The following is a 26,344-nucleotide window of genomic DNA, read 5'->3' as shown; positions in this document are numbered from 1 at the left end:
CTTGTGGTAAAATATTTAATTAGCAATTGCTAATAAAAGAATGATCGGGGTATTTGTTTGAACAAAACCCCGAATTTTTATTGTGATTATTTGATCACCAAAATCTTCCATACTGTTTCTGATACGATGTCATCAACGATGGCTCGTCTGAATTAAGGTTAATTTATGAAACCCGTTATTGCGCTTATTGGTCGTCCAAACGTCGGAAAATCAACGCTATTTAACCAAATCACTAAAAGTCGTGATGCTTTGGTTGCTGACTTCGCTGGTTTAACTCGTGACCGCAAATATGGCGATGCGGTGTATCAAAATAAATCATTCATCGTCGTTGATACGGGTGGTATTGGTGAGAATGAAGGCGGTATTGACTCATACATGGCGGAGCAGTCAAAAACTGCCATCCATGAAGCAGATATTATTGTTTTTGTTGTGGATGCACGTGCAGGTTTATTGGCATCAGATGAACAGATTGCTCGTGAATTACGTACACTAGGTAAGAAAGTCTATTTAGTTGCCAATAAGGTTGATGGTGTTCATGCAGAAGCCGCGTTAGTTGAATTCTATAAACTTGGTATGGGAGAACCTATTCAAGTTGCGGCCAGCCATGGTCGCGGTGTACAGCAAATGCTTGAGGAAGTATTAGTTGAAGTGCCAGAAGATGAAAATCCTGAAGAACATAACAAAAATACAGGTTTGCGTTTGGCGATTATTGGTCGTCCAAACGTAGGTAAGTCGACTTTAGTCAACCGCTTGCTTGGCGAAGAGCGTGTAGTTGCATTTGACCAGCCCGGTACTACGCGTGACTCAATTTATATTCCTTATGAGCGTGATGGTCGTCAATATACGTTGATTGATACAGCGGGTGTGCGTCGTAAAGGTAAAGTTGATGAAATGATTGAGAAGTTCTCAATCGTGAAAACATTACAAGCAATCAAAGATGCTCACGTGATCGTTGTTGTGCTTGATGCGCGTGAAGGGGTCGTTGAGCAAGATCTACATTTGATTGGTTATGCGTTAGAAGCTGGTCGTGCCATGGTGATTGCCATTAATAAATGGGACAACATGACTGAATATGATCGTAAACAATGTAAGCTTGATGTTGATCGCCGTTTTGACTTTATTCCTTGGGCGAAAGTACATTTAATCTCAGCCTTACATGGAACTGGTGTGGGTGATTTATATCCAACCATCCATCGTGCTTATGATTCATCACATTTAAAAGTGTCACCAGCAAAATTAACGCAGATTTTGAATGACGCGACTGACGCGCATCAACCACCTATGATTAGTGGTAAGCGTATTAAAATGCGTTATGCGCATATGGGCGGACAAAATCCACCTACAATCGTGATTCATGGTAACAAAGTAGACAAAACACCTGCTGATTACCGTCGTTATTTGGAAAACGTATTCCGTAAAGTGTACAAGCTGGAAGGTACACCAGTACGTATTGATTTTAAAACTTCAGAAAACCCATTTGAAGGTCGCAAATCTCAAGTTGATGAGCGTGTTGCAGCACGTAAACGTCGTTATGTACAGAAGTTTAAAAAGGCTGAGAAAAAATTTAAGCGTTAAGCTGATTTTGCTGTTAAAACCCAAACATTGTTTTGGGTTTTTTTATGCTTTTAAATGTGACTCATGAGATAAGTTGCTTATTCACTTGTTAATCAAGTCTTAAGATAGGTGATTAAAAGAAATAAGCTTGATTATAATATTCTAAATTTTTATACAATCAGGTTTATATTGAACGATGTTTTGTTGAGTGAAGTTGATAGTGGCACGTAAAATTGAAATACATATTCAAGCTTTGGCTCCACTTCTTGAGAGAGATAAAGCAGATTTCTCAGATTTTAGATCGTTTAATGATTATAAAAAAAAACAGATCAAAACCTATCGGGATCAACTTCTGGCAAATAAATTAAAGTGTTTAACGAATGATTTACAATTTTCAAAACATGAATATGGTAAGCCATTTTTAAGCTCTCATACATTGGAATTTAATCATTCACATAGTCAACAATATTATGCTTTGGCGATGAGCGAGCGTGTGAAAGAGATTGGTGTCGATGTGGAAGAGCTGGATCGGAAAGTTCGTTTTGATGCCTTGGCTCAACATGCCTTTCATCCTGAAGAATATCAAGCATGGTTGCAACAAGATCAAGACCCAGAGTATTGGCTCAGAGTATGGACGACTAAGGAAGCAATTTTAAAAGCATCAGGTTTTGGAATTAGACTGGATTTAAATAGTTTAAATACACAAGTTCATCCATCAAATGATGGTGGAATGTGTACTCATCCTTTGATTGGAACATTTGCTTATCAAAATTTTGTTTTAAATCAGAAGATCGTGCTGACTATTGCATGGCGTGCAGAGCAGTCTTGTCGCGGTTTTCAATTTCCGCAGATTCAAATTATTCAACATTGATAAATGAAGAACGTACAACCTCGTGCTCTAATCTTAATCAAAAAAGCCAGCATTATGCTGGCTTTTTTGATTTGAATTTTACGATGATTCAGATTTAAGGAATTTCTTCTTCATCAAATTCAGGTTTAACTTGGACAATAAAATCTTGACGATTTAAACCACGCCATAAAGCAAATGCTGTACCAATATAAATAGATGAGTACGTACCAATAAAAATACCAACACACATTGCAATTGAGAACCAATGTAAACCATCACCTCCCCAGAACATCATGGCAAGAACCACAAGTAATAGAGTCATTGAGGTATGGATCGTACGACGCAAGGTCTCTGTTAATGCGATATCTACAATTTCACGTGGTGTTGCTCCACGAATTTTACGGAAGTTCTCACGGATACGATCCGATACAACGATGTTATCGTTGAGTGAGAAACCCATTACCGCAAGTATTGCTGCAAGCACGGTTAAATCAAATTGCCATTGGAACAATGCAAACGTTCCGATGATAATTACAATATCGTGAAATAATGAGATTACGGCACCCATTGCAAGTTTAAACTCGAAACGAATGGTGACGTAGATCAGCATTAAGATCAAAGCAAGTGCAAGCGCACCTGCAGAGCGGATATAAAGCTCATTACCTACTTGACCGCCAACAGAGTCAACTTTATGAACTTCTGCTTGGTTATTTGGCAATTGGACTGCTTTAGTGATGGTGTCGTTCAGATCTTCAACTTTAAGATCTTCTTGCACTGGCATACGTACAATCAGGTCTTTATTACTTCCTAATGTTTGTACAACGGCATCTTTAAAGCCTGCTTTATCGAGTGCTTGAGCAACTTGAGCTGGTTGAACAGCTTCTTTGTAGTTGAGTTCAGCAGAGATACCTCCAGTGAAGTCCAAACCAAGATTCAGCCCTTTTGTGACGATAAAGAAAACGCTCGCAAGGGTAATCAAGATCGAGAAGATTGCAGCAGGTTTAGCAATCTTCATGAAAGGAATGATTTTTAGATCATCTGGGCGACCGTATTGTTTTGAGTCTTGTTGAGTCAGATCAGTCATGTGAATCTCCTTAAATACTCAACTTAGTCAAATTACGGCGTTTGCCATAAATGAGCTGGACGACAGCACGGGTCACAGTAATCGCAGTAAACATTGAACATACGATACCGATCATCAAGGTGACCGCAAAGCCTTTGATTGGGCCTGTACCAATTGCGAACAAGATAAATGCCACGATGAAAGTGGTTAAGTTCGAGTCGAAAATGGTGTTATAGGCACGATCATAACCTGCGACAATTGCTTGTTTAGGGGAGGCGCCCCAAAGCATTTCTTCTCGGATACGTTCGCAGATCAGTACGTTGGCATCAACCGCCATACCAATACCAATGACGATCCCCGCGATACCCGGTAAGGTGAGGGAAGCACCAATCCATGACATGAAAGTTAAAATCATGGCAAGGTTGAACACCAAGGCAAAGTTTGCAATTAAGCCAAAGAGACGGAAGAAAACAACCATCCAAATTGCAACCAATAAGAAACCGATTTGAGTCGATAACACACCCTTATCAATATTCTCTTGACCAAGACTTGGACCAACGACACGCTCTTCTACAAAGTACATTGGTGCAGCTAAAGCACCCGCTCGAAGCATCAAGGCAAGTTCTGCTGCCTCTTGAGGTGAATCTAAGCCAGTGATACGGAATTGTGAGCCCAATACCGCTTGAATTGTTGCCGCGTTGATGACCACAGATTCAGTATATGGTGTACGTACTTCAGTTTGAGCACCTGTCTTAGGATCAGCAACATAAGAGATCTTTTGTTTATTTTCAATAAACAATACCGCCATACGTTTACCCACGGCATTACGTGTTGCATCTGCCATGAGCTTACCACCAGCGGTATCTAGGGTGATATTTACTTCAGCGCCGCCAGAATCTTGACTAAAACCAGAGCTTGCATTTTGAACACGCTCACCTGTCAAAATACGATTACGTTGTAAAAGAAGTTGACGACCGCTGTCCAGAGATTGATAAGCAAAAACCTCAGTACCCGGTGGAAGTGGTTGGCCATTATATTTGCCAGTGTATTGATCAATATATTGATCATTACTGTCAGCAACTAAACGGAATTCTAAGTTCGCGGTACGACCTAATACACGTTTTGCTTCAGCAGTATCTTGGACACCCGGTAGCTCAACCACGATACGGTTACTACCTTGCGTTTGTACCAATGCTTCTGCTACACCAAGTTCATTAATACGATTACGTAGTGTAGTTAAGTTTTGGTTGACTGCATAAGACTGAATTTCTTGACGACGAGTATCTGTATAATTCAGTTTTAGAGTCGCACCAGATGTCGTTGCAACGGCTTGTTGAGTAAACTCATTACCGTTACGACGTAAAAAATCTGCCGCGGCATCACGATCTGCATTTTCAGCAAATTGGATCGTAATGGTGTTATTACTTAAAGCAAGGTTATTAAATTTAATTTTGTTGTCACGAAATTGACGACGCAAATCAGTCGCAGATGTTTCCATACGCTGACCAATCGCTTTATCCATGTCGACTTCAAGCAAGAAATGTACACCGCCACGTAAGTCCAAACCGAGTTTCATCGGTTTAGCCCCAATCTTTCGCAACCATTCTGGTGTTGTTGGTGCAAGGTTGAGTGCAACCACATAGTCATCACCTAAGTCACGGCGCAACACTTCTTTGGCTTTTAACTGTGCTTCTGAAGAGTTTAATCGTAATAATGCCGCATTATTGGTGAAGCTATTGTCGTGACTGCTAATGTTGGCAGTTTTTAAAATCTGCTCCGCTTTTTGCACAATGGTTTGATCTATTTTTGTGCCTGCTTTAGCGCCTGAAATTTGGACAGCAGGTTCATCTGGATACAAACTAGGAAGTGCATATAACGTACTGATCACAAGTACCACAAGGATCAGTAAATATTTCCATGCAGGGTAACGCATTCGCTTTCTTCTTAAATGAAAAAGTCGTGCTGAGGCACGACTATCTTATGATTAAAGGTTATTTAGTGTGCCTTCAGGTAATACTGAAATGACACTCGCACGTTGAATTTTTACATCGACACCACGGCTGAGTTCAACTACTGCAAAGTCACCATCAAGTTTGGTGATTTTTCCCATCAAACCGCCTGCAAATACGATTTCACTGCCCACACCTAAGCTTTCGATTAAAGAACGATGCTCTTTAGCACGTTTTGCTTGAGGTCTCCAAATCAAGAAGTAGAAGATCCCGATAAATACAGCAATCATCAACAAGTTTGCCATCAGGCTAGGGCCTTGTGCAGCCGCTGGAGCAGCGTGAGCAGTAGAAATTAAAAAGCTCATTTCGATTTCCTAAAATTAAAAAGTCAAAAATTAATAATAAAATTCCAATTCGTTTTGCAATGTACCTTGTCTTGCGGTCAGGCGCAAATCTTGATGCAATTCATTCACATTAGTCTTCAGGACAAGCGGGAACTTCTAGACCACGACGTGCATAAAAGTCCTGAACATATTCGTCAAATGTGCCGTTATCCAATGCATCACGCATCCCTTGTGTCAGTCTTTGGTAATAACGCAAGTTATGAATGGTGCCGAGCATCGATGCCAACATTTCTCCGCATTTCTCTAAATGATATAAATAGGCACGGGTGAAGTTTTTACAAGTGTAACAATCACAATGTGGATCTAAAGGTCCTTTATCATGACGATATTTACTATTACGAATTCTTACCAGACCATCAGTGACAAAATAATGACCATTACGTGCATTACGGGTTGGCATGACACAGTCGAACATATCGACACCACGGCGAACTGCCTCAACGATGTCTTCTGGTTTACCAACACCCATCAAATAACGTGGTTTGTCCTGTGGCATTTTGTTTGGTAAATAATCAAGCACCTTGATCATCTCTTCTTTTGGTTCACCAACTGATAAGCCACCAATTGCATAACCATCAAAGTCAACTTCTAATAAACCTTTAAGTGATTCATCACGAAGATCTTCATACATACCGCCTTGAATAATACCGAATAAGGCATTTTTATTCTTAAGCTCATCATGGTGGTGGGTTTTACAGCGTTTAGCCCAACGCAAAGACAGTTGTAGAGATTTTTGCGCTTCTTCATGTGTTGCAGGGTAAGGAGTACATTCATCAAAGATCATCACGATATCTGAATTCAGTACGTGTTGGATCTCCATTGAAATTTCTGGAGACAAAAACACCTTTGAACCGTCAATAGGAGAACGGAAAGTTACACCTTCTTCTTTGATTTTGCGCATTGCGCCTAAGCTAAATACTTGGAAACCACCTGAGTCGGTCAAAATTGGTTTATCCCATTGGATAAACTCATGTAGACCCCCATGCTCCTTGATCACTTCCAAGCCAGGACGTAAATATAAATGGAAGGTGTTACCTAAAATAATCTGTGCCTGAATTTCTTCAATGTCACGAGGTAACATGCCTTTCACTGTACCGTAAGTACCCACGGGCATAAATACAGGTGTTTCAACCACACCATGCTCTAACGTAAGTCGACCACGACGGGCACGTCCCGACTGACCTAATTTTTCAAATTTCATGACACATCCATCAAGGCGAAAAAACAGTTCGCTGATCAAAAGCGGCTATTTTCCTTGATTATGGCGTGTAGTTCTACTACTAAATGTAGCGTAAGTTAAAAAATAAAAAAGCCAATCAAGATAAAGCTTAGATTGACTTGTATTCAAGTAAAAATAAATTTTAAAAATTCGGTTTATAGTCAAAATTTTCAGTTGCAAGATTATCCTTAAACGGACGAATGGCTTTCTTGGATAAGGTTAGGGTATTGATCAGGTTGTTGGGGAACACTTCGATCTGGTTATTAAACAATTCTACGTTGCGGTTAAATATCGTGATTGCCGCACCCACATTCTCGTTTTGTTCCTGAATATCATCCATCATCTTGCTATAAAGTGCATCAGCTTTTAGCTCGGGATAGTTTTCCACCACCACATTGAGGCTACGAATCAGTTCCTTACTCATTTTCTCAATCTGTTGTAATTGAGAAATATCGGTATCATTGACATTCAGATTCAAAATTTGTTGGCGTAATTCAGTCACTTTTTCCAAAGTTGATTTTTCAAACTGAGTATATTGATCTAATGTTGCTTCCAACGCTTCTAAAGTCTTTACTTTTTGACGCTCAAAGTTAGCAACTTCTGACCAAGCACGTTTAGTCGCATTAAAATAGCGAACAATATTGTTGCGTGTGTAAATCGCCCATACAACGATCACAACAAAAATTCCCAAGAATATGAGTAAACCGGTCATCGTCATTCCCCTTATTATGTTTTCCCTAAGCCCTGTCTCAAAGAGATAAAGGGAATTTATTGAATTAAATTAAGCATCAATTGTTGAAACTTTTGATATTGCGGCATGGTCATGGTACGTAAATGTCCACGTAATGCTGAAATATCATGGATTTCACTGCGTTTACTGGCGGTTTGGAAAAGGTTTTGTTCGCCGAGGTAACACAAAATTTGCTCTTCATGATGATAAATTAAATCACCAGTAAAATGTTGAAAAAAATCATGTAGCTTTAAGGTCAAACTCGGACTAATTTCTTTTGCCAACTGATGTTGATCGATCCCAAAAATGTTTAACTCTTGGTTAATTAAAATATCGCTGCTTTGCCATGAACTTGTATATGGTTCAAAAAAACGAGAACGTTTATTGCTGACCGCTATTCCTGAAGCAGGCATTTGAAAAATAAATGCTCCCCATAGATCTTTGTGAATTTCTTTGGCAATTTTCTGATTGCTATTTTCTTCCTGAAAAATGGGTAGTTCACTGACATAGTGATATTGAAACAATAAAATTTGATGTTCTGTCGTACCATCATGCCATGTAGTTGAAGCATATTGGGTGATTTCGTTAGATTCAGTGCCACGATTAAATAATGGGAAAAATTGCTTCAATCTACTGATCACCAATAATGGCTGTGCTTGAATGGGTAAATAAGCGGGTAGCTGTTGAAATTGCAGACCATAACGTAAGACGGTCATGCGTTGTTCGAGATATGTAATGACCTGTGTGAGCGGCTCTTTCGGCTCATAAAGTAAATACGCTAAAAAGCCAGTCAAAAAGGCAGCGAGAAGGCTAAAGATATACTGAATATGTGGGTGAAAAAAATAGCCAAATACTAATGTGCAGACGCTCACAATGCCTAAAATAAAAGGCAATACATTAAAAAAGCATAAGCTATGATCATCACGCCACGGATGTAAAGCATCCAGCAAATCTTGATCACTATGTGATTTTTGCCCTATATCCCAAAGCCGAGCAATATTGCGGAAAACCTGCGCATTTTTTTTTCGTCTTATATGTAAGGCTTGTTCTACAGTATCGATCGGCATCGTTCTATTTAAATCAGCTGTTTAATTGATCCACTAGCATAGCATCACCATAGCTAAAGAAACGATAGCGTTGTTCAACAGCATGTTGATAAGCCGCTAAAATGTGGTCTCGATTTGATAATGCAGAAACCAGCATCAGCAAAGTTGATTCTGGTAAATGGAAATTAGTAATCAAACGATCTACGATACAGAATTGATAACCTGGATAAATAAAGATTTGCGTATCACCTGTCCAAGCTGCAATTTTACCTTGATTAGCTTGCGCAGCACTCTCTAAGGCACGAGTCGCAGTCGTTCCAACAGCAATGACTTTATTACCACGAGCTTTAGTTTCTAAAATTAGGTCAATTGTGGCTTGCGGCACATCACACCATTCACTGTGCATAATATGATTGGTGATGTCGGTGGTACGTACTGGCATAAAGGTGCCTGCACCTACGTGTAAGGTCACAAAAGTCTTTTGCACGCCTTTAGCGGCTAATTTTTCTAATAAGCCTTGGTCGAAATGTAGGCTTGCTGTCGGCGCTGCAACACTGGCAATTTTTTCAGGATCGTGGAATACAGTTTGATAGCGTTCGGTATCAATGTCTTCGGCTTCGCGGTTGAAATAAGGCGGGATCGGGAGCTGACCGTATTGATCCAGCACCGACAAAATCGGTTGTGAAAACTTCACCACAAACAGATTTTCATGGCGACCTTGTACCGTGACAGGAACAGCATCTTCACCGATATATAATTCTGCGCCTGCTTTAGGTGAGTTACTTGATTTAATATGGCAATGGGCAGTGTGGGTATCCAACATGCGCTCAACTAGAACTTCGATTGCACCACCTGTAGCACGTTTGCCTTTTAAGCGTGCTTTCATGACTTTAGTATCATTCAGTACCAGCAAATCACCTTCTTCAAGTAAATCAAGAATATCGGTGAAAACATGATCGTGATATTGACCTTGAGCGTCGATATGGAGTAGGCGAGATGCGCTACGGCTATCTAGTGGGTAGCGAGCAATAAGTTCATCAGGAAGATCAAACGAAAAGTCGGAGAGTTGCATACATCTAAAACATTGCAAAAAATTGGGTGTAGTATAGTCTTTTTTGTGTTTTCTCGCTGAGTTCACGTGTTTATAAGCATAAAAATATCTGAATGATTTAAAAGTGAGCAATAAGCGATAGTTAGTGTTTGACAATAGAATCAAACAGGTTATGATACGCAACACAAAGCATCGCACTCTTCCCGAGGTGGTGAAATTGGTAGACGCGGCGGACTCAAAATCCGCTGTCAGAGATGACGTGTCGGTTCGAGTCCGACCCTCGGGACCACAGATATAAAATTATATGCCAACATACAGCATATAAACTTCGAAGGCCCTGATAATTCAGGGCTTTGTTGTTTTTAAATGCTGAAACATACAAACATATACCACTATATACAGCGTAGAATAATAAGGATACATTTGAGGATATATTCACTGCGGTCAACTTCCGTATCCTCATTCGGAGTGAAATCCTTATGGCTAAACAGATTAAGCCACTTTCTTCTACTCAATGTGATAGCGCAAAACCCAAAGAAAAAGATTACAACCTATATGATGGGCAAGGTCTGATTTTATTTGTCCGTAAAAATGGTTCAAAGGTCTGGAGATTCAAATATAAACGTCCTAATGGCAAAGATGGATTAATGACATTAGGCAACTACCCAGCCCTTACTTTAAAAGAAGCTCGGGAACGTAGAGCCATTTATTTAAATCAATTAGCCAATAATATTGACCCCATAAATCAAATAAAAATTGAAGAAGCCAAAAATAGCGATGAGTTCAGTTTTGAACGTATTGCACGTGATTGGCATGAGGCTTATATAGCTACTGGCAAGTGGAATCAAGCTACGGCAAGAAAAGCCTTAAGTAATTTTGAAATGTACGTTTTCCCAGTTATTGGTAGCAAGCCAATAGACACGATTAAAACCCGAGATTTGTATAACGTCCTGAGTAAGATTGAAGAAAAGGGCTATTTAGAAATCGTGAGTAAAACACGCCAAAGATTTTCGGGTATTTTCGCTTATGCCATCACTAAGGGTTATATCGACCTTAGTCCAGCCGTGGCATTGAGTGATGCAATCACGATTACAAGAAAAACTAAGCACTATCCTAAATTACCATTGGCACGATTACCTGAGTTTTTCAGCCGTTTAAGAAATGACGGAGGCAACCCAATTACTAAGTTGTGCTTAGAATTTGCCTTACATACTTTTGCCCGATCTAGTGAGCTACGCTTTGCACGCTGGAATGAATTTGATTTTGATAAAAAGATATGGACCATACCGCCTACAAGGGAATTGATTGCTGGATATAAAGATTCTCACAGAGGCGCAAAGATGAAAGAAAAGCATCTTATTCCCTTATCTCCACAAGCATTGAAGCTCATAAAAGAAACACAGGTTTATAGTGGTATTTCCTTAAATGTATTTCCTAACAGTGTAGATATGGCTGGCTTTTTGAGTGAAAACACAGTCAATGACATGATTAGGCGTATGGGTTATAGCACCCAAGATGATGTATGTATTCATGGCTTTAGGGGGATGGCTTGTGGTGCATTGATTGAAAGCACTTTATTTACTGAAGATGCAGTAGAGAAGCAAATGAGCCACCAAGAACGAAATGGCGTTAGACTGGCTTATATGCACCATGCTGAATTTATGGAAGAACGTAGAATGATGCTTTGTTGGTGGAGTGATTACCTAGAAGCTAACCAAGAGAAATTTATTAGCCCGATGGAGTTTAGCCTTTCATTAATGGAGCAGGCAAAGCAGGGTGTAATTAATATTAAATATGCGAAGTTGATTAAGCTTAAATTGGCTGAAATGACAAATTCATTCATTGCTTAATTAGGCGCAAATGGCATACGCAAAAACAGCCTTTAATTTGCAGATTTTTTCAAAATTCTAATTTTTCTATTTTACGGATATGCCATTTTTTTGAGTGTTACAGGTGTTACAAGGTTACATCATTGTTTTATAAGAAATTAATTTTAAAAAGCTGTAACACTTTTTGTTTAGTAGGTTACACCTCTGTTTTTATTGAATTATTTTAAAGTTTAAAACCTTTGTTTTATGGCTGTAACCTACTTTTGAATTGGGTTTTACGGCATAAAATGAATACACTTTATTAAATAAAATACTGTTTTATAAGTATTAAATTTTAATTTTGGCTGTAACCAGTTTTGTAACCTATTTTTTAATGAATTTTAGAAATCGGGAATAGGTTACAGAATAGGAAATTACCAGACATATGAATGATGGAAAGTCTTAACACTTGGATGAATACTTATTTTATTGACAAAAATGACATCTTTTTAGAACAATCTTCTGTGCCTTGCATAGGCACGATGGATGATTTAATTTTTGTGGAATAAGTTGAGTATATGCAAATATAAGGCACTATATAGTTTTTGGATGTCATCAATTTGGGAATGAATAAATATGATGGAAATTAATCCATATGAATTAGACCCAGTAGAAGCACGGCACCAATTTTTTGATTTTCAAGAACGAATTTTTAACAAGATTCGTAGTGAAATGTATGATGTACAAGATGATATTTCATATATTGTGCAATGTTATGATCATTCTTATGACTTTAGTGATGTTGATTATGAAGTCATGACATATCTTAAAAAAAATGGACTTAAAACAAAGCATGTTGAAGCAAAAAAAGAGAAAAAAGCCAATTTAGATTATTACTTGGCAATGTATTTCGGATTGGAAACAGCAGAACATTTTTTTAGAAATTTTAAAACGATGGACTTTGATACTCAATTAAGCAACTTATCTTATGCTAAAAATCAGTTGGCAATTTTAGGTGCTTTATCTCCGACTGGAGAACCTAAACAAAAAGTACGAAATACTAAGGGGCAGTCTAAAGGCGGTAAAGTATCAGGTGAAAATAGGTATAAAATTACACGACAAAGGGCAAAAACAGAATGGGAAAAATATAAAAGAAATATCCCTGAATGGCAAAAATATATCCGAGAATTTAGCCAATACGAAAATGAAATAGAAGAAATTATAAAAAGTTTTGAAAAGTCTTTCGATAATGCTTTAACAGGACTAAGGCTAAAAGGTGCAAGTGAGGAAAATAAAAAATTAATAGATGAAAAGTATACAGATAGTACACAAATACCACGTTTAGCTATTGGTTGGATAAAAGAGTGGGAGAATTTACCCAATAGGCAAAAAGAAATAGCACATCAAAAAAGACTTAATCGAAAATTTAAAGATAGCCCCTTTAGAAATTTTGAATTGAAAATAAAGTGAGTTTGTTTTCAATTGCTTGAATAATGATTACTAGAGTTAAAAAAACCATACCCACTAATTTTTTAATTAAAATTCATATACTTAAGAAATGATAGCTTAAATTTTAAGTTGCAATCTATTTTGTACTTTTCTTGAAACACAAAATAGCCCTCATAAACCAACGAGGGCTAACAGATGCAAATCCATAATTTATCTAATCACTCCACACCTATACGAGTATCTCAAAAAACAGCTTGTCAAATGTTAGACCTTACAGCAGAGGGACTACGCAAACTTATGGCAAAAGATGCGACCTTTCCAGTGCCATATAAGACAGGAAAAACAAGGCAATCGGCTGTTTATTTCGACTATGCAGAATTGGTGCAATGGCATAACAACCAAAAGCAAGCCAATACAGTGCAATCGGTTTAGGTGGGGGAATAGTCATGCTTGAACAATACAAGTCGAGTGAAAACCAACAAGGTTTAGAGCGTTACTACCGCATGAAAGACCTTGCCAACATTCCCGAACGTCCAGCACGTATCCATCAATATAAATCAGGCATTAACAAGGGAAAAACTCGAGTAATTGGCGAACGTAGACCCAGTAAAGGTCTAATTGGTGTATCTGAAAAAACACTATGGGAATGGGTGCGTAAAGGTGAATTTCCCCAACCCATTAAATTAAGCCCGACCATTACCGTATGGCATGCAACAGATATAGCTGAATGGATGAAATCAAAAGAAATGGAGTGTTCAAAATGATTACGCATTTTCCAACGGATTACGTCCCTGATTTACAGCAACAAATACAGCCAATCTATTGTCCTTATAAATTTTCATGGTTGACGCTTATTTGTTATCACCACCATGATGAAAATGACAATAGACGACCATTATTAAGTTTAGATGGGGATATGTTGTTTATCAAAGATGTACTTTCGACAGACCAATTTATTGATTTAAATCCATTCATTGATAGTTATGCTAAAAATTATGATGTTGTATTTATTTCATTTAATGCACGTATGTTGAAATATATTTCACTCATGGCACAAATTAAACCACTGGGCATAAAAATTCTTTGTGCGAATAAAGATACATCAATTGAAACGCCTCATTTAACAATTGATGGGCATGATATGGAGTTTTTTTACCAAGAAATAACACCTGAATGTTTTACTTTTGATGATGCTGTTAAATGGTTTAAAGACAAACATGGTACGGCAAGTGTTATTGAATTTAGCGGATTAGCTATTCGTCAACTGGTTGCACTTGGTCAGCATACTAAGGAGAGTTCACGTGAAAACAATCCTTTCTAAGCCCAATACTCTTGCAAACCAAGTCAAAGCTTTATATTCTAAACCTGCCCAACAACAAGCAGTTGGACTAGTCTTGGCAGACTATCAATTCTCAAAGCGCACAGTCTGCTATAAGGGCTTTTTTTTGTGCGTATTATCTCTATGCGTTCGCATTTTATGGCGAAGCTGGAGAGGGACACGTTTACGTGTGCAAGTGACTTTGAGAGCTTGTCTGCCAACCCTTTTCAGCTTTGCCACCAATTACTTGGCAGTAAATGGCAAAGCTCTTTTAATCTCAAAGGAGCGCATTAATCATGCCTAATCAAATTACTACTACTCAAAACAAAATATTTCAGGTCCTTTCAGAGCTGGATAAACCAGTTAAAGATTATTTCTTTTGCTTGAAAGAAATTCAGTCTCTACATGATGCTGTGATTTATTTCATAGGCTGTGAAAGCAATCAGCAGTTTAAGAATGAAATCAAAACAGCACATTCAGCTTTATATGCTTCACTTCAAATTATTAACCCGTGGCTTATCCAATTAGATGAGCGAGCAGACGCTATTAGTGATATTGCAGAAAATGACGATCCAATAGCTTTAATTCACATCATTCTGAATGATTTTCAAAAACTTGATGTCGATGCACAGCATTTGATAAATCTTGCCAAAATCGCTTGTGATCAATCATTACAGATTGATCCAGCAACATTTAAAATTTCGAGGATAGGTTTTAGCACTATTCAACTTATGATCAGTGCAATCCAACGCATGACCATCCAATTACAATCCGATATTTTCGCTGAATGTGATGTTTTAGGTGAGCTATACCCTACGATTTTTAAAGTAGAGGTGTAGTCTTATGAAAAAAGCGCACCCTACGCTAGGGAAATACCGAAACACCAATACCGATAAACCAAAGAAATTTGGCTTAAATCGGGCACTACTTCCTGATCCTATCGAATATTTAAATGCTAGAGGCTACGCCGTAAAAGGTCGTGGCGAATGGCGAGAAATGATTTGTCCTTTCCATGATGACAGTACCCCAAGCCTACGCATAAACAGCCGTAAAGGTTGTTTCAAGTGTATGGCTTGCGAAGCCAAAGGCGGTGATTTGATTGCATTTCACCAACTGCTTACAGGCAAGTCTTTTATCGAGGCATGTAAAGACTTAGGCGCATGGGAGAATGACAAATGACTGAATTTTTAGATTATCAGGAAGTCCAAGAACAAGCGTTTATCCATGCTCAAAAGCTGGCGGAGCGTGAGTTTAAAAACGGTTATCAGTTTGAGTATCTATTCTGCTATACCAATGGTCACGGCATGCCTGTTTATTGGAAAGTGAGAGCTAAGAATCACCATACTGGTGATAAATGGATACGTGTATTCTCCAGTGGTGAACGTGGTTTTAAATTTGGTGATCCTAATTTCACGGAATTATACCCAATAGGGCAAGGTAAAAAGCCCTTATATGCCTTAGAACAAGTGCTAAATATCCCCGAAAAGCAGCCTATTTATATCGTTGAAGGTGAGCAGAAAGCTGATTTTGTTAATTCACTGGGCTTAACTGCGACTACATGCGGAGGCAGTGGCAACACGGATAAAACCGACTTAAAACCACTTGCGAAGCATTCAATTATCATATGGGCAGATAATGACAAGGCAGGGACCAAGTTTTTTAATGAAATTGCCCAGCAACTTGATTTATTGGGCTGTGATATTCGATATATCGTTTTAGATGGGCTGAATTTGCCTGAAAAAGGCGATGTAATGGACTGGGCAGACCTACGCAAGCAACAAGGGCTAATCACGAAAGCAAGCGATATTACAGCCTTAATCACAGCACAGTACCAGCCACCATCACCAAGCGATAATTTACCTGATGGCATGCTTGCGGAGCCAATGGAATGGGAAAATGGCAGTTTTGAGGTACACGATAAAGGCGTGTTCTATATCGAAAAGCTAAAAAATGGTGAATATCGGGAACGCTTTATATCTAGCCCAATTCTTGTGACTGCTAAAACAAGAGATAACACCAGTAACAACTGGGGGCGTTTATTGCAGTGGCAAGACGATGCTTTTATTCACCATAACTGGGCTGTGCCGAATGAGCTATTTCAAGGTGATGGGACAGAATCACGAAAAGCCCTATCCAATCAAGGCGTGATTATTACTCCTGACCGCAGAGGCAGAGAGCTTTTTCAAATTTACCTTATGAGCTATCCAGTCGATAAATTTGCTTTATGTGTGGATAGTGTCGGCTGGCATGGTCATCGTTATGTATTACCGACTGAAACCTATAGTAATCCAGCCACTAAACATGATGAAGTGATCGTGTACCAGCGTACAGATGGGCTAGATAACCGCTTTCAATTCAAAGGTGAATTAGACACGTGGAAAAATGGCGTAAGTTTATTGTTAGAAAGCCATTCTAAGCTTGTATTTAGTGTAGCGTGTGCCTTTGCTGGGCAATTACTTGAACCATTAAACCAGCAAGGTGGTGGCTTCCATATCAATGGCACATCATCAAAAGGTAAAAGTACCGCTATTTACCTTGCTTGTAGTGTGTGGGGACACCCTAAAGAGTATTACCGTACTTGGCGATCTACAGGCAACGCCCTAGAGCAAACAGCCTTTATGCACAATGATGGCTTTTTAGTGCTAGATGAAATTGGCGAAGCCAGTGCCAAAGATATTGGACAAACCGTGTATATGCTTGCCAATGGTCAAGGTAAAGCACGTATGGCACGTACAGCGATAACCAAAGCCCCACAGCAATGGCGTGTTTTGTTTCTCTCCAGTGGCGAAAAGACTTTTAAAGAGATTTTAAACGAGATCGGACAAACGGCTAAACTTGGGCAAGAAATCCGATTACCTGAAATTAGCTTAGATGCTTGTGAGTATGGTGTATTTGATCTTGTAGATTTTGCCCCTGATGCTTCACAGCAAGCCAATATGCTGTATGAAAATTCGATCAATGCTTATGGTGTAGCTGGTAAAGCATGGCTTGAATATTTGACCAGTGATAAAGGTCAAATGACTGAAACAGCTTTAAAACTGTACCAACAATATAAAGCAAAACTTACTCCCGACAATGCACAAGGACACATTGCCCGAGTGGCTTCACGTTTTGCCGTTGTCGCCGTGGCTGGCGAGCTGGCAACACAAGCCAATATTACAGGCTGGAAAAAAGGCAGGGCTTTAGAGGCTGTAATCAGCGTATTTAAGACATGGTTAAATAGCTTTGAAATGGTCGGGGACTTTGAGGATCGGCAGATACTCCAGCAAGTCAGAGCATTTTTTGAGGCGAACGGAAATAGCCGTTTTGATACCTTAATCGAGGGCAATAAGTGTGCAAGCTATGGCAATTCAGATCATGCCGATGATGCAAACACCGATACCAAGAGCTTTAGAGAAAAAACCATGTATCGAGTGGGATATAAAGTGGTAAATGCCCAACAGCGTGAAACCTTGCGTTATTTGTTCTTTAAAGAGCAATTTAAACAGGAACTTTGCACAGGTTTTGACCCGAAGAAAGTAGCAAAAGTGCTTAAAAAACATGGCTGGTTAGACTGTGCCAATGGCAAAACAACCAAACAGGAACGTACTCCAGAAAGTAAGAATCCAGTTTGGCTATATGTGTTCAACACTTCAATGTTTAGCTATGACATTGAGAAAGCTACCAATCCATACACGGATGAAGTAAACACAGGCACAACCATAGATATTTAACTCAATTACAGGCTGTACGAGCATTTAACGCCGTGCAGTCTTTTTATTTGTGATCTTAAATAATGAATATTGCACAGTTAATTAGCCAAGTTTTACAGCGCTATGGCGCAAGTCTTGAGTTAATCAATAATCAAGTTTTACGCTTACATCATACTGATGATGTACCCCAGCAATGCACAGACCTTGTGCGGAAATATAAACCACAGCTAATACGCCGTTTACGACTTCAATCATGTTATGAGCTATTAGAGCATATCCAGCAAGAGGGTGCAGAAATAGAGCTAATAGACAGCCAAACCGTGCGTTTACATCATGCAGAGCGCATCACAGATATTGAAATACGGAAAGTAAAGCAGTCTAAAGCAGACATCATCGAAATACTGAGTAATGCAACCGCATCCGATTCTGAAATATTGGACCAAGATATACAGCAAGAAGTGATACAGACCTATTTTGAACGGCTGGAGCGATACCGTAGCAACTTGCGTAAAATAAATAATCCTGTAGAAAATGCCCTTGTTAAACCTGAGCATGTACGGCAAGACCTAATACAGAAATTTCTAGTGAATCAGGATCAAGCTCAGCATTTCATTAATGCCCTAATTGAACAGAATATCTTTTATTACGACAGCAACTTTAGATTCTATTTATTTCCTAATTTCACCCATCCAACCATGACCGCTTTTCAGCAACACAATCACTTTTCCCAAACTAACTAAAACATTTTTAGTTGAAAATTTGCGCCGTGAGGTGGCAAGGGCGAGGTTGCTTATTCCGAAATTTTGGCACTGTTTTGTAATGTAGTCTTTAACTGGAGTAGATCGGACTTAAAAAGGCTTGAATTTTTATCCATATTTACTAGTTCACTCCATATTTTTATTTACTTTTATCTAAAACGATCTTTTTTTTACAAATGAGAAAGGAGGGCGGTGTCCGCTTAAGGCAAGTCAAGATGTTTTTCATGCCCCCCATACCCTTAAATGTACCCCATGTAACATGATCTAAAGGTTAAACGTGTTACAGATAAATTTATATAAAACAAAGTTGTAACCTATGTAACACTTGTAACATCTAAAAAATTATAGATATGTGTATAGAAATAAATAGCAATAGAATCAATAGAAATAAAGCATATAACTAATTGATATTATTATATTTATTTAAATTTATATTATTTTATATACCTATAGATATTCATAAGATTTTATAAGCTTAATTAAAAATCATTATAAAACAGTTTTGTACCCTATGTAACACCTGTAACACACTTAAAATATGAGATTTAAATTATTGGCAAAACCTACCATATTTTGAATGTTCCTCTAATTTTGCACCAATATGATCCGCAAAAATAATACCCCCTCCCATCGACTTTTGACCAAGAGAAAATTTCATGGGGGGACGGTCTTTTTATATGTGAGGTTAGCGACTTTTGACCCCATATCCCCATTGCTGGGCTAGCTAGGCAAATGAATCTTGATAGTGGTTAGGTGACTGCATGTCAGTCAAAAATTTTGGAAAGGTATTTCCCCTTGCCAAAGGGAACACCACGGCAAAACCATCAACGTGGTTTTAAGAATCAACATAGGCAGTTACGGCATTAATCTTCATCGACTATACTTAATGATTATCCCTTATTTTCAAAGAAGAGCATTTGATATGGATGGACTTCAATTACTTATTGAACAACAAAACGAATTTGAAGCCTATAAAAGTGAGAAAGCTAGACAATTGGAGGAACATGTAAATCATCTAAAGTATTTGATTACAACAGAGTTCCTTTCTATCTGCCCTGATTTCGATCATGAGATTAAAGAAGAAAATATTTTATTGTTTAAGTACAAAGAATTAAATATTTCGATTCAAATAGTTAATCCTATAACTGAAAAACGCAATGAGAAAGAATACAACCTTGCTGAACGCTCCACAAAAAGATTAATTATTAAAGTAAGTATTCAACGTAAAAAGAATGCGGAGTCAGAATACTTTGAAGTACTTGATGTAACTCAGTATAAAAAAGATGGAGAGTATCTATATAAGTTTGACTCAAATACAACATCGAACTTTTTAGAATTGATTGATATGTTCTTCAAGCATGTAGAAAAGAATAAAGTTGAGTTTAAGCAAGATAGATTTCCTTATTAGTCTGAGCATTGGCTTTCGACCCAGTTTAAAGAGTAACCCAATCTATCATTAGACTATACCCAAAAGATAATTTGATAATTATATTTGGTTATCTATCATTTAACTTATTTACTCGGTTAAATGATAGTTTTATCATAAGTCATATTGAATGATAGCTATATGATAAAGGCTAATGATATGACAATTAGAATATATGTAAGAGCAAGTACCAAAGATCAAGATGCAGAACGAGCATTGAGTGATCTTGTCTCATTCAGTAAAAGCTATGGCGATCAATACAGCACATATATAGAAAACTATTCAGGTACGAAGCTTGAACGCCCAGCATTAAACCAATTACTTATAGAGGCGAATAAAGGCGACATTCTTTTAGTTGAGAGCGTGGACAGACTTAGTCGATTATCACAAGATGACTTTGCAATTTTAAAAAATAAGATAAAGGCTAAAGGCTTACGTTTAATTGTTGCTGATCTACCAACTACACATACAACTAATGATGGAATGACAGGCGAAATATTGAATGTTATTAATGCCATGCTCATTGATCTATTGGCGACAATGGCAAAACTAGATAATTACAAACGTAAGGAAAGAATTAAGCAAGGCTTGGCACGTTCAGGATATGTACCGACTGGAAAGAAAGCCAATACAGCGAAGCATGAACGCATTAAACAATTATTGAGCAAAGGCGACATGACCAGAGAAGAAATTGCAAAGGCTGTAAGTGTAGGAATTGCAACGGTTTATAGGGTTTCAAAAGATGGGAAATAAAATAATGCAAAGAATGAATAAACCCTTTGATCTTCATACTACCTTAATAATTATTTATCTAGCTTTGGTCGCGGTATCTATTGCTTTATATGCCCTAATACAAATTTTTTTTGATGACAAATCAACCGCATCAAACTTATTGGGATGGTCTGCTACATTATTTGCAACCATCGCTTTGCTTTATACATTCAATACTTGGAGAGAGCAAAAAGGAAGCGAGGCATTATCTAAATTAAGTGAAAATCTTTACTTAGATCTAATTGATTTAAATATAAAAATTAATCAGTTACATCGAAAACTCTCTGAGAGATTCCCAGTTATTGCCGTTAATAAGGAGACTATGCAGAAGTTTTCTATAGTTAATCGAGAGCTTGAAGAGTTTGGAGGAAAGCTCAATATAATAGTTACATATAAAAATGATGAAATCCTTGAACAGCAATTGAGCTTCATAAAAGAATTAATAGAGATGAATCAGGAAGTTTTAAGCAAGTGGGTTGCTGGTAATCATGATTTAAATAAATATAATAGTGATTTAAATCAACAGATTGTAAAGTTTTCTGAGGAATTTAATGCTTTTAAAATGAGAGTGGATAAAGTGCTGATGGACTACATTTTTCATAAAAAGTAATAAGGATATAGTTAAGGATATAACTTTATTTGTATACATATAGTTTATATATATCAGTTATTTATTGATATTACCGAGTCTGACCCTCGGACCAAGATTCAAAGACCCCAAGCTGGTATTAAAGGCTTGGGGTTTTTTTAATGCTTATAATTTTGAGTTATTTAAATATTTTTACATCATAATTGTTTCTAAAGAGCTTTAATGTTGGGGCTTGGCTCCTTTTAATAGGAACAGTGGCGACACTTATTGTTGGAATCTTAGCTGCTTTTATTTCAGGAATGTTTTTCTGAGTGTGGATGCATTGATTGAGATATATGAAGATTTGAAAGTTCAGGAAATTTCCAAAAATTAGACTCTCTGCGGAATCCATTTAAGTTTAAATTTCATGAAAGTTCACGTTTTGTTGCGAATTGGTTCAATCATGAATTGCCTTTTATGTTAAAGTTTGTTAATAGTAAGTGATGGTTTTGACATTTTTTCTTAGTGATTCGTAAATAACCGTATAACGATAATACACGAGAGGCGGGCATGGCTATTCAATTATTAGAATTACAGCAAGCCGATAAGTTAAGTGCTTGTAAAATTTCGCTTTCTTTGGGCTTGAATTCTGAGCAAAATTTACTTGAACAATTTTTACAGTTTAACCGTAAATTGATGCAAGCAGATACTGCTTTGCTCGCATTCCATCAGGAACCCTATCTTTGGCAGTGTTGCGCAGAAAAATTACAAGTAATTGATATTTCAAAAATTAGTAAAAGTCTAAATACACTATTTGTAAATGGTGATTTGATCGATCAACAACACCCTCAATATCAGAGTTTATTGGCTTTTCTAGCGCCATTCAAACGTAAAATACAAACTGCAATTGCAATACATTTAAGGCATCCAGATCAAACTTCATTAGGATATTTGGTTTTATTTGATGATGTTGCACAAGATTTCAGCGAATTACAAAAACAATTACTTCAAGAGCACTGTATGAGTTTTATGCAGAAACTGGAGTTAAAGGTCAATCATGACGAACTGAAAGAATTATACGAGCAAGAAGCCGCATTAAACTTTAGTAAGACTAAATTCTTTTCGATTATATCTCATGATCTACGAGCGCCATTTCATGGTCTATTAGGTTTCTCTGAAATACTGGCAAAAGAGCGTGACACTTTAGATGAATCTAGCATTCAGAATATCGCGGACTATCTTTACGATACTTCTCAGTCGACCTATAACTTGTTGGAAAGTTTATTAAATTGGTCGATGGCTGAAGGCGGGCGTTTTGTTTACCACCCGATTAATTTTAAGCTACGACAGATTACCAATATTGTTACGGATGTCTTAAAAACACTGGCGATCAAGAAAAATATCCAGTTGATTAATGAAGTGGATGAAAATCTTAAAGTTTATGCTGATATGAATATGATCACTTCCGTGATTCAGAATTTAGTATCCAATGCGCTGAAATTTACTGATATTGATGGTTCTGGCAAAGTCTTTATTCAGGCCCAAACTCAAGGGAACTTTGTTGAAATTTATATTAAAGATACTGGTTTAGGGATGACCCTTGAGCAGATTGAAACGCTATTTCAGCCGAGAATCACGGTCAGTTTTAAGGGTACTGCAGGTGAAAAAGGGGCAGGGCTAGGGCTAACATTGTGTAAACGATTCGTTGATCTAAATCATGGTGAAATTAGTGTTAGCTCGAATGAGGGTGAGGGCACAATCTTTAAAGTTGTATTGCCTGCTGCAAATGAACCAATAGATTTATGTGTAGAACAGCATAAAACTAAAGCGAAATTAGCCTAAAGAGATTTTAAAGATAAGCGTGTAACTGATATAACTAATCCTAGATGATACGAGATTAGCCGAGCCTTTTTATATGAATGCGGAACAGCTACAGAAAACTTTAGTTGCCAGTCAATATGCTGAACAAGTTTTAAATTTATATCAAATACAATTAGAACAAGATTATTGCGAAGATCAATTTCTCCAATCACTTTCTACTGAAAGTATTCATGAAAAAGTTCAACAAGCTGTTGCCGATGTAACAGATGAGCACGCTTGGATGAAAGCATTACGAGTCTTGCGTGCAAAGTTGATGTTTCGTTGGATTTGGCAAGATGCTAATCAACTTACCAATGTGGTGACGCTGACTCGTGAACTTTCAGATTTTGCTGATGCCAGTATTTGTGCTGCAAAAGCTTTTGCATTGCCACCGCTCTTAGCCAAACATGGTGAACCGATTGGTTATTCAGGTCATTTACAAGATTTGATCGTGATTGGAATGGGGAAACTTGGTGCACAAGAACTTAACCTTTCTAGCGATATTGATCTAATTTTTGCCTTCGATGAGCAAGGTGAAACCAATGGGCGTAAATCTATCGATGTACAGCAGTTCTGCATTCTATGGGGGCAGAAACTGATTTATCTGCTTGATCACATTACTGCAGATGGTTTTGTATTCCGTGTCGATATGCGCTTACGTCCGTGGGGTGATGGTTCAGCTTTGGCGATTAGCCACAGCGGGTTAGAAAAATATTTAAGTCAGCATGGGCGTGAATGGGAACGCTATGCTTGGATTAAAGCACGTGTGATTACAGGTGAGAAAGCTGGCGCAGAACTCATGGAAATGTCGCGTCCATTCGTTTTTCGCCGTTATGTCGATTATTCTGCTTTCGCTGCGATGCGTGAAATGAAAGCGATGATTGAACGTGAAGTCATGCGCCGTAATATTGAAGATGATATTAAATTGGGTGCGGGTGGCATCCGTGAAATTGAATTTATTGTTCAAGTTTTTCAGTTAATTTACGGAGGCTCGAAACGTGAATTACAAGATCGTCAATGTTTGGTAAGTCTACATCATTTGGGAAATGCTGAATTACTTGATCAACAGGCTGTAATTGATCTTGAAGATGCTTATTTATTTCTAAGACGGATTGAGCATGCGATTCAAGCACTCAATGACCAGCAAACCCAATCTCTGCCGACTGAGCCTGAATTAAGACAACGTATGTTAGATACGTTAGGATTTAATGATTGGTCTGCTTTCTTAGCGGTTTTGAATCAAAAACGCGACAAAGTTAAAGTTCAGTTTAAACAACTTATTCAGGAAAAGGAATTTGCTGAGCCTGTAGATGACTTTGTTCAGCTTGAGCAAAAACTGAATACTGTATTGGATGATGGTGCAAAGAATCTAATTCAAAACTTTTGGCATGGACAAGCACTAAGAAAAATTCCAGCGAGTGCTTTAGAGCGCTTAAAGAAATTCTGGCCACACTTGATCGAAGCGATTTTACAGTCAGATCAGCCACAAGTTGCTTTGTTGCGATTAATGCCTTTGGTTGAATCTGTACTTCGCCGTACTGTGTATTTGGTCATGCTCATGGAAAGCCGTGGTGCTTTACAACGATTAGTTAAGATGGCGACGGTTAGTCCATGGATTTGTGAAGAGTTAGCACAATATCCAGTCCTGTTAGATGAATTCCTTTCTATGGATTTTGGTTTACCGCAGCGTAAAGACTTAGAAGATTCACTACGTCAACAATTATTACGCATCGAAATTGATCAAGTTGAAGATCAAATGCGCGTTTTACGTCTATTTAAGAAGAGCAATGTCTTAACTGTTGCTGCAAGCGATGTCTTAGCTGAAAGTCCATTAATGAAAGTGTCAGATGCATTGACGGATATTGCTGAAGTTAGCGTCCAGGCGACGCTTAATTTAGCTTATGAAGCGGTTGCTGAGCGACATGGTTATCCTTTAGGCAATAATGGTCAGCGTTGTAGTTTGGATAATAAAGGTTTTGCTGTGATTGGATATGGCAAGCTTGGTGGGATTGAATTGGGTTATGGTTCAGACCTAGATCTCGTTTTTATCCATGCTTTTGAAGAACATGGTGAAACTGATGGTCGTAAAGGTATTAGCGGGGCTGAGTTTGCAATTCGTGTGGCACAAAAGTTTATGTCTTTAATGACGACGCAAACCTTAGATGGGCGTGTTTATGAAATTGATACCCGTTTACGTCCATCAGGTGAGGCAGGGATGTTAGTCACCAGTTTAAAAGCGTATGAGCAATATCAACAAAAAAGTGCGTGGCTTTGGGAGCATCAAGCTTTAGTGCGCGCCCGTTCGATTGCGGGTGATGTAAATTTGTGTCAGCTGTTTGAGCAGATTCGTTGCCAGATTTTGACTCAAAAACGAGATGAAAATGTTGTGCGTGAAGAAGTATTGAAAATGCGTCAAAAAATGAAAGACCATTTGGGATCGTCTTCTGAACAAAAAAAACATGGCATTTTTCATTTAAAACAGGATGCAGGTGGTATCGTTGACATCGAATTTATGGCACAGTATGCAGTGCTTGCATGGGGCGGGACGAATCCAGATCTTGCCCATTATTCTGATAACGTAAGAATTCTTGAAGATGCTGCTCGAGCAGGCTGCTTATCCAGTGAAGATGCCACAGCACTCATCCATGCTTATCTCCGTGAACGAGCTGAGAGCCACCGTTTAGCGCTTGCAAATCAATCTATGCAAGTCAATGCTGCGGATTGGCACGATACCCGAGAGATCGTTTGCAAGTTATGGCAAAGGTTAATTGATCCAACTGCAGTAGCATTGGAAAGTGAATGATTGTGTAAAAATTTGGAGTATGTGC

The 26,344-nt window shown here is 38.1% G+C and carries 24 protein-coding genes and 1 tRNA gene; 18 read left to right on the top strand and 7 right to left on the bottom strand.

Annotation, left to right across the window (positions count from 1 at the left end; genetic code table 11):
- The first annotated feature begins 165 nt into the window (after positions 1-165).
- Both der and IEV17_RS11525 read left to right on the top strand, forming a co-directional pair.
- Complete coding sequence (der, locus tag IEV17_RS11530) at positions 166-1,575, top strand: ribosome biogenesis GTPase Der (protein ID WP_004664881.1); 1,410 nt, start codon at positions 166-168, stop codon at positions 1,573-1,575.
- 196 nt (positions 1,576-1,771) lie between these two features.
- Positions 1,772-2,425, top strand: coding sequence for a 4'-phosphopantetheinyl transferase family protein (locus tag IEV17_RS11525; protein ID WP_155757128.1), 654 nt, complete (start codon positions 1,772-1,774; stop codon positions 2,423-2,425).
- Positions 2,426-2,519: 94 nt separating this feature from the next.
- Here IEV17_RS11525 and secF read toward each other — a convergent pair whose 3' ends face one another.
- From secF to queA, 7 genes are all read right to left on the bottom strand, one after another.
- Positions 2,520-3,488 carry a protein translocase subunit SecF gene (gene secF / locus IEV17_RS11520; protein ID WP_004664877.1) on the bottom strand — a complete coding sequence of 323 codons (969 nt, stop codon included), beginning with the start codon at positions 3,486-3,488 and terminating at the stop codon, positions 2,520-2,522.
- Positions 3,489-3,498: 10 nt separating this feature from the next.
- Positions 3,499-5,400, bottom strand: coding sequence for a protein translocase subunit SecD (secD, locus tag IEV17_RS11515; RefSeq protein WP_004664875.1), 1,902 nt, complete (start codon positions 5,398-5,400; stop codon positions 3,499-3,501).
- A 51-nt stretch (positions 5,401-5,451) separates the two neighbouring features.
- Positions 5,452-5,781 carry a preprotein translocase subunit YajC gene (gene yajC / locus IEV17_RS11510; RefSeq protein WP_004664873.1) on the bottom strand — a complete coding sequence of 110 codons (330 nt, stop codon included), beginning with the start codon at positions 5,779-5,781 and terminating at the stop codon, positions 5,452-5,454.
- 109 nt (positions 5,782-5,890) lie between these two features.
- Positions 5,891-7,021, bottom strand: coding sequence for a tRNA guanosine(34) transglycosylase Tgt (tgt, locus tag IEV17_RS11505; RefSeq protein WP_034602024.1), 1,131 nt, complete (start codon positions 7,019-7,021; stop codon positions 5,891-5,893).
- Positions 7,022-7,181: 160 nt separating this feature from the next.
- Positions 7,182-7,751, bottom strand: coding sequence for a LemA family protein (locus tag IEV17_RS11500; protein ID WP_004664869.1), 570 nt, complete (start codon positions 7,749-7,751; stop codon positions 7,182-7,184).
- A 56-nt stretch (positions 7,752-7,807) separates the two neighbouring features.
- The gene (locus tag IEV17_RS11495) at positions 7,808-8,836 is read right to left on the bottom strand and encodes a hypothetical protein (protein WP_004664866.1); all 1,029 of its coding nucleotides are present in this window, start codon (positions 8,834-8,836) and stop codon (positions 7,808-7,810) included.
- 13 nt (positions 8,837-8,849) lie between these two features.
- Positions 8,850-9,887: a tRNA preQ1(34) S-adenosylmethionine ribosyltransferase-isomerase QueA gene (gene queA, locus IEV17_RS11490; RefSeq protein WP_004664865.1), complete on the bottom strand. Its 1,038-nt coding sequence runs from the start codon at positions 9,885-9,887 to the stop codon at positions 8,850-8,852.
- A 181-nt stretch (positions 9,888-10,068) separates the two neighbouring features.
- Between queA and IEV17_RS11485 the strand changes: the two genes are divergently transcribed.
- The 16 genes from IEV17_RS11485 (at position 10,069) to glnE (ending at position 26,319) form a co-directional block, all read left to right on the top strand.
- Positions 10,069-10,155, top strand: a tRNA-Leu gene (locus tag IEV17_RS11485).
- Positions 10,156-10,345: 190 nt separating this feature from the next.
- Complete coding sequence (locus IEV17_RS11480) at positions 10,346-11,716, top strand: tyrosine-type recombinase/integrase (RefSeq protein ID WP_004664863.1); 1,371 nt, start codon at positions 10,346-10,348, stop codon at positions 11,714-11,716.
- A 594-nt stretch (positions 11,717-12,310) separates the two neighbouring features.
- Positions 12,311-13,144, top strand: coding sequence for a hypothetical protein (locus tag IEV17_RS11475; RefSeq protein WP_004664860.1), 834 nt, complete (start codon positions 12,311-12,313; stop codon positions 13,142-13,144).
- A gap of 174 nt (positions 13,145-13,318) precedes the next feature.
- Positions 13,319-13,555, top strand: a complete 237-nt coding sequence (locus tag IEV17_RS11470; protein WP_004664858.1) for a hypothetical protein — start codon at positions 13,319-13,321, stop codon at positions 13,553-13,555.
- A gap of 14 nt (positions 13,556-13,569) precedes the next feature.
- A complete protein-coding gene (locus tag IEV17_RS11465; protein ID WP_004664857.1) occupies positions 13,570-13,887 on the top strand; it encodes a helix-turn-helix transcriptional regulator in 318 nt (105 codons plus the stop codon).
- Positions 13,884-14,444 (top strand): hypothetical protein, encoded by a 561-nt coding sequence (locus IEV17_RS11460; RefSeq protein WP_004664856.1) that lies wholly within the window; start codon positions 13,884-13,886, stop codon positions 14,442-14,444. The genes IEV17_RS11465 and IEV17_RS11460 overlap by 4 nt, the downstream gene beginning before the upstream one ends.
- On the top strand, positions 14,425-14,745 hold the full coding sequence (locus tag IEV17_RS11455; RefSeq protein ID WP_004664855.1) for a hypothetical protein: 321 nt from the start codon (positions 14,425-14,427) through the stop codon (positions 14,743-14,745). The genes IEV17_RS11460 and IEV17_RS11455 overlap by 20 nt, the downstream gene beginning before the upstream one ends.
- Positions 14,738-15,280 (top strand): hypothetical protein, encoded by a 543-nt coding sequence (locus IEV17_RS11450; protein ID WP_004664854.1) that lies wholly within the window; start codon positions 14,738-14,740, stop codon positions 15,278-15,280. The genes IEV17_RS11455 and IEV17_RS11450 overlap by 8 nt, the downstream gene beginning before the upstream one ends.
- 4 nt (positions 15,281-15,284) lie before the next feature.
- On the top strand, positions 15,285-15,620 hold the full coding sequence (locus tag IEV17_RS11445; protein WP_004664851.1) for a CHC2 zinc finger domain-containing protein: 336 nt from the start codon (positions 15,285-15,287) through the stop codon (positions 15,618-15,620).
- Positions 15,617-18,154, top strand: coding sequence for a DUF927 domain-containing protein (locus tag IEV17_RS11440; protein WP_004664849.1), 2,538 nt, complete (start codon positions 15,617-15,619; stop codon positions 18,152-18,154). Before IEV17_RS11445 ends, IEV17_RS11440 begins: the two co-directional genes overlap by 4 nt.
- Positions 18,155-18,216: 62 nt before the next feature.
- Positions 18,217-18,873 carry a hypothetical protein gene (locus tag IEV17_RS11435; RefSeq protein ID WP_004664847.1) on the top strand — a complete coding sequence of 219 codons (657 nt, stop codon included), beginning with the start codon at positions 18,217-18,219 and terminating at the stop codon, positions 18,871-18,873.
- Between the two features lie 940 nt (positions 18,874-19,813).
- Positions 19,814-20,299: a hypothetical protein gene (locus tag IEV17_RS11430; RefSeq protein WP_004664846.1), complete on the top strand. Its 486-nt coding sequence runs from the start codon at positions 19,814-19,816 to the stop codon at positions 20,297-20,299.
- A gap of 177 nt (positions 20,300-20,476) precedes the next feature.
- Positions 20,477-21,070, top strand: coding sequence for a recombinase family protein (locus IEV17_RS11425; protein WP_004664844.1), 594 nt, complete (start codon positions 20,477-20,479; stop codon positions 21,068-21,070).
- Positions 21,060-21,698, top strand: a complete 639-nt coding sequence (locus tag IEV17_RS11420; protein WP_034602015.1) for a hypothetical protein — start codon at positions 21,060-21,062, stop codon at positions 21,696-21,698. The genes IEV17_RS11425 and IEV17_RS11420 overlap by 11 nt, the downstream gene beginning before the upstream one ends.
- 528 nt (positions 21,699-22,226) lie before the next feature.
- Positions 22,227-23,498, top strand: coding sequence for a sensor histidine kinase (locus IEV17_RS11415; protein WP_004664840.1), 1,272 nt, complete (start codon positions 22,227-22,229; stop codon positions 23,496-23,498).
- Between the two features lie 73 nt (positions 23,499-23,571).
- Positions 23,572-26,319, top strand: a complete 2,748-nt coding sequence (glnE, locus tag IEV17_RS11410; RefSeq protein ID WP_004664839.1) for a bifunctional [glutamate--ammonia ligase]-adenylyl-L-tyrosine phosphorylase/[glutamate--ammonia-ligase] adenylyltransferase — start codon at positions 23,572-23,574, stop codon at positions 26,317-26,319.
- Positions 26,320-26,344 lie beyond the last annotated feature (25 nt).

The sequence above is a fragment of the Acinetobacter modestus genome (genome assembly GCF_014636095.1).
In the GTDB taxonomy this organism is placed as follows: domain Bacteria; phylum Pseudomonadota; class Gammaproteobacteria; order Pseudomonadales; family Moraxellaceae; genus Acinetobacter; species Acinetobacter modestus.
The sequence above is the reverse complement of the archived record's forward strand: the minus strand, read 5'-3'. Positions and strand labels throughout refer to the sequence as shown.